We start from the raw sequence: 4409 nt of genomic DNA on the forward strand, positions 1-4409 counted from the left end.
CGAGATGATCCTCCATTTCTGCTTCCATCATTTCTTTGATGGTTCCGCCCAGAAGGTCTTTTAGAGCTTCCTGAATATCCTCAGCTGTCTGAATATCGTATTCTTCCATGAGCTGATGAATAATGTTTCGTTTTCCCTCTGTCATTTGTACCCGATGTATGGGTTTCTTCTATTTTGCCATAATAAAAGGTCCTCCTATGATTTAAATTTTACCATAGAAGAACCTCTTCAATTACATATTTACAGAAAAAGTTTCACACTGCCCTGTTTGATGGCATTATCGAAAATACAGCTTCTGAAAGCAATCGCTCCAATCTTTTAAAAGAACGTGCAAAAGAAGAATTACAAAACGCCTATGACAATTATGCATTCGATCTGAAATATCTGGATTTAGTAGACAGACATAATGGTAATACATGGGTGAAAGCATCTAATGATGTAACTATTTACTGGCCATATCCAGAAGGTACAGACAAGACAACAGATTTTGAACTTCTGCATTTTGAAGATCTTCATCGTGATATGTCCAGCAATGATGTGGTTGGTGATATTGCAAACTGCACAGTAAGTCCTGTGACATTCACGAAACTGGACGATCATATTGAATTTAAAATTGGTTCCGGCGGTTTCAGTCCTTTTGCCCTTGTATGGGAAGGCGAAGAATCTGACGGCTCTTCATCCTCCGGTGGCAGCCACACTTCCAACACCTACTACGTTCGTTATCACAACGATGACGAAACCGAAAAAGACGGAAAATTTATCCCCGGTGAAACAGTTACTGTAAAAGGTAACGTATTCACTGCACCTGTTGGCAAAGTACTGGCAGGCTGGAGTCTGGAAGAAGACGGCAAAGTAGACTACAAAGTAGGCGATACCTTCCGTATGCCAGGCAGCAGTGTAGATCTCTATGCTGTATGGAAAGACGCGGAAACAGAAAGCCACAGCGCATACATCAGCGGTTATCCCGATGGCACTGTTGGTCCCGATAAGACCATCACCCGTGCAGAAGCAGCGACAATGTTCTATAACCTGCTGACAGATAAAACCGGCGATGCGAAAGCATTTACAGACGTTCCTGCAAACCAGTGGTATGCGAAAGCAGTTATGACTCTGGCAGGAAAGGGCGTTATCAGCGGTTATCCCGATGGTACATTCAAACCTGATGCGTCTATTACTCGTGCAGAATTTGTTACCATGGCGATGAATTTTGCAAATGCTGAAAAAGGTACAGCTTGCAGTTTCCCTGACGTACCTCAGAATATGTGGTACTATGGCGCAATTGCAGGCGCAACACAGAATGGCTGGATCAGCGGTTATCCCGACGGCACATTTGGTCCCGACCGTTACATTACTCGTGCGGAAGTAACCAGTGTCATCAACCGTATGGAAAACCGTGCAGCAGATATGTCCTTTATGATGGATCATCTGGATGAACTGCGTACATTCAGCGATCTGAGCTTTGGTCACTGGGCATATGGCTCCATGATGGAAGCGGCAAATGGTCATGACTATACAAGAGCAGATCAGAACAGCTATGAATCTTGGGTAGATATCCATTAAGTTCATAGAAATCAGACAGCGGCAGGTAACTGCCGCTGTTTTTATATGGCTGAAAAAATGTCTGTTGCCAGCATCCAAATGGTAGGGTATAATGCCCATAGAAGAAATTTGGAGGTGTTTCAGTGTTTTTATGTGATTACCATACCCATACGGGATTTTCCTGTGACAGTGAGGAATTATTGGAACGTATGTGTGAAAAGGCCATCGCGTTGGGATTGCGGGAGTTGGCTGTTACAGACCATGCGGACTTTTTGACCCATGGTGTGTTTGAAGATGAAATAGATTTGGAGAAACGGCAGATAGCTATGGAGTCTGTGCAGCAGAAATATGCTGGGCAGTTGGTGATTCGCAATGGCATTGAATTGGGGCAGCCACAAGCGAATCCAGAAGAATATCGTCGATTGATGAAAAACTATTCTTTTGATTTCATCATTGGCTCCATTCATAATCTGGAAAAAGATCTGGAATTAGACCGACTGGATTATGCCGCTGTGGACTTGGAAGAACTGTATGGTCGCTTTTTAGATGCGGAAATTGCATTGGCAAAAGATTATGATTTTGATGTGTTAGGTCATATTACATTGCCTCAGCGCTATTTGTATCGTCAGTTGGAAAAACAGGTGGATTTGCGTCCCTTTGAAAAGCAGTATAAAGATTTGTTTTCTATATTAATAGAACGGGAAAAAGGTATTGAAGTCAATACATCAGGGTTGTATAAAGGTACGGGAGAAACATTGCCCACACCCCAGGTTCTGAAATGGTATCGAGAATGCGGCGGCAACATTTTAACCGTTGGTTCTGATGCCCATCGTGCTTCCGACTTGGCTTTTGGTATCGAAAAGACATATCAAATGCTTCGAGAACTTGGTTTTTCTCATATTTCCACTTATGAAAACAGAAAGAGAAAGGAACAGATGTTATAATTAGCTGTTCTCAAATAAAAAAGAGGGTATCCCAAAAAAATTTCTAGGGATATCCTCTTTTTTTGCTATTATTTTTTCTGTTTTGCATTTCCGCGTACATCCACGGGAATTTGTTCGGTTACCATATCATTTCTGACACCTACCAGCCAGCTGGTTAGGTTGGCGGAAGAACAGGAATGATTGGGGATAATCTGGATTTTATCGCCGATTTTCAGAGAAGTGGTACCGTTTACTTTGATTTTGCCAACTTCTTCAGAAAGACCATAAACCGTTAATTCAGGATGGTTTTTCACAATGCCGAATCCAGTAACAGCGGCACTGCCATGTGCCCCCTGATCCAGTCCCAGACATTTTGCCCCTGCGTCACAAAGATAAACGTCTTCAGAAGGATGAGAAATAATGGTAGCAAGCACAGAAAGAGAACAGTCTGCTTCTGTAGCACTTCCCAAGGCAATCTGGATGGCATCATGATAGATGTAATTGCCAGGATGATAAATCTGAATTTCCGGCTGGTCTACAGTCAGTGCAAATGTGGGTGTGGAGCCGCTGGTGACAAAAAAGTCTGTAAATCCGGCAGCTTTCAGGTCAGCTGCGACACTGCCCATGGTTTCTGTTTCCAGCTTTGCAACGGACTGACGTTCCGCTTGGGTGGTGCAGCCATAAACCTGACCGGGATGTGTGGAAATGCCGAAGAACTTCAGGTGAGAAAATTGCTTCATTTCCTGGGCAAAAGCAACTACCTTGGCAGGCGCAACGCCAAAACGGTGGAAATCCATATCTACAATAATAGAATAGAAAAATGTAATGCCTTCTTTTTCCGCAGCAGTTTCCAGCATACGAGCTACATCCAAATGGTCAATGCGGATGATAATGTCCGCCTTATGGGCAAGGACAGCAAGACGGCTGATGTTTTTGGGATTGGCAGGGGGATAGGCATACATGATTTTTCCTGCACCAGCTTCCACAGCCATTTCGCATTCGTCTATGGTGCCGCACAAAAAGCCTTCTGCACCCAATTCCATTTGTTTCTTTAACAGAGAACTGCTTTTATGGGTTTTGACCATAGGCCAAAGTGATTTTTTATACTTGTCACATGCTTGTTGGTATGTCTGAAGATTTTTTTCAGCAATATCCAAATCAAGCAAAACGGCGGGGGTTTCCAATTCTGTGATATACATATGCAACACTCCTCGTTTTAGATACCATTATTCTTATATAAAATTTAATAGTTACTTTGTTCAATAGGCTTCATTAAACCCATGATATAATTGTCCCAGTGTCAATCAGGCAAAAGTTCTAGTCACCCCTGTTGAACTCCCAGAGAGTTACTTCACCAAAAGTCTGTTCCCCTGACATGGAAGTTAGCTTCAAACCGCTGGCTGTTTGCTTAAGTGATTGGATAACCATCTTGCAGTGTGGTTTCGCATCTGTCCATCTTAAGCTGGATTCTTATATGCGAGGGTGTTGATGCTCCATGGTCATGGGTTTACCAAGCCGATTGAACACTTTAATCCCAAACGAAAGAAGGTGATTTTATGAACCCACTTTACGTCGGTATTGATGTGAGCAGCAAAAACAATGTCATTTATCTGATGCTCCCTAATGGTGACAAGCATAGTTCTTTTTCACTTGCAAACTCACATGATGGATCTACTCAACTTGTAAAACGAATTTTTACAGCAATGACTTCTAACAACATCGACTCCGTTCTGATTGGACTGGAAGCAACTTCTGTCTATGGCGACAATCTAGTATACTTTCTAAAAGAAGATACAACTCTCGCATCCTTCGATAGAAAAATCCATGTCTTGAATCCAAAGCAGGTCAATAAATTCAAGGAATCTTATAACGACTTGCCTAAGAATGATTATGTAGATGCTTTCGTTATTGCTGATTGCTTGCGTTTTGGCAGAATTAACAAAGAGG

At 42.4% G+C, this 4409-nt stretch carries 4 protein-coding genes and 1 pseudogene; 3 read left to right on the top strand and 2 right to left on the bottom strand.

Annotation, left to right across the window (positions count from 1 at the left end):
- Window positions 1-145 (bottom strand): annotated as a pseudogene (locus BUB35_RS20200) (IS256 family transposase); the annotation flags it as partial.
- Window positions 146-420: 275 nt separating this feature from the next.
- On the opposite strand from BUB35_RS20200, the gene BUB35_RS17830 reads away from it, so the two are divergent.
- Complete coding sequence (locus BUB35_RS17830) at window positions 421-1560, top strand: S-layer homology domain-containing protein (protein ID WP_072853941.1); 1140 nt, start codon at window positions 421-423, stop codon at window positions 1558-1560.
- Window positions 1561-1682: 122 nt separating this feature from the next.
- Window positions 1683-2483 (top strand): histidinol-phosphatase HisJ family protein, encoded by an 801-nt coding sequence (locus BUB35_RS17835; protein ID WP_072853943.1) that lies wholly within the window; start codon window positions 1683-1685, stop codon window positions 2481-2483.
- A 68-nt stretch (window positions 2484-2551) separates the two neighbouring features.
- Here BUB35_RS17835 and BUB35_RS17840 read toward each other — a convergent pair whose 3' ends face one another.
- Window positions 2552-3661, bottom strand: a complete 1110-nt coding sequence (locus BUB35_RS17840; protein ID WP_072853945.1) for an alanine racemase — start codon at window positions 3659-3661, stop codon at window positions 2552-2554.
- A 357-nt stretch (window positions 3662-4018) separates the two neighbouring features.
- Here BUB35_RS17840 and BUB35_RS17845 point away from each other — a divergent pair.
- Window positions 4019-4409, top strand: a 391-nt coding sequence (locus BUB35_RS17845; RefSeq protein WP_143185505.1) for an IS110 family transposase, incomplete at its 3' end; no start/stop codon positions are given.

Source organism: Anaerotignum lactatifermentans DSM 14214 (genome assembly GCF_900142265.1).
Taxonomy (GTDB): domain Bacteria; phylum Bacillota; class Clostridia; order Lachnospirales; family Anaerotignaceae; genus Anaerotignum; species Anaerotignum lactatifermentans.

What these genes read in the sequence shown, in the direction of transcription:
- BUB35_RS17840 (WP_072853945.1), bottom strand. Translation starts at nt 3,661, where the DNA reads ATGTATATCACAGAATTGGAAACCCCCGCCGTTTTGCTTGATTTGGAT.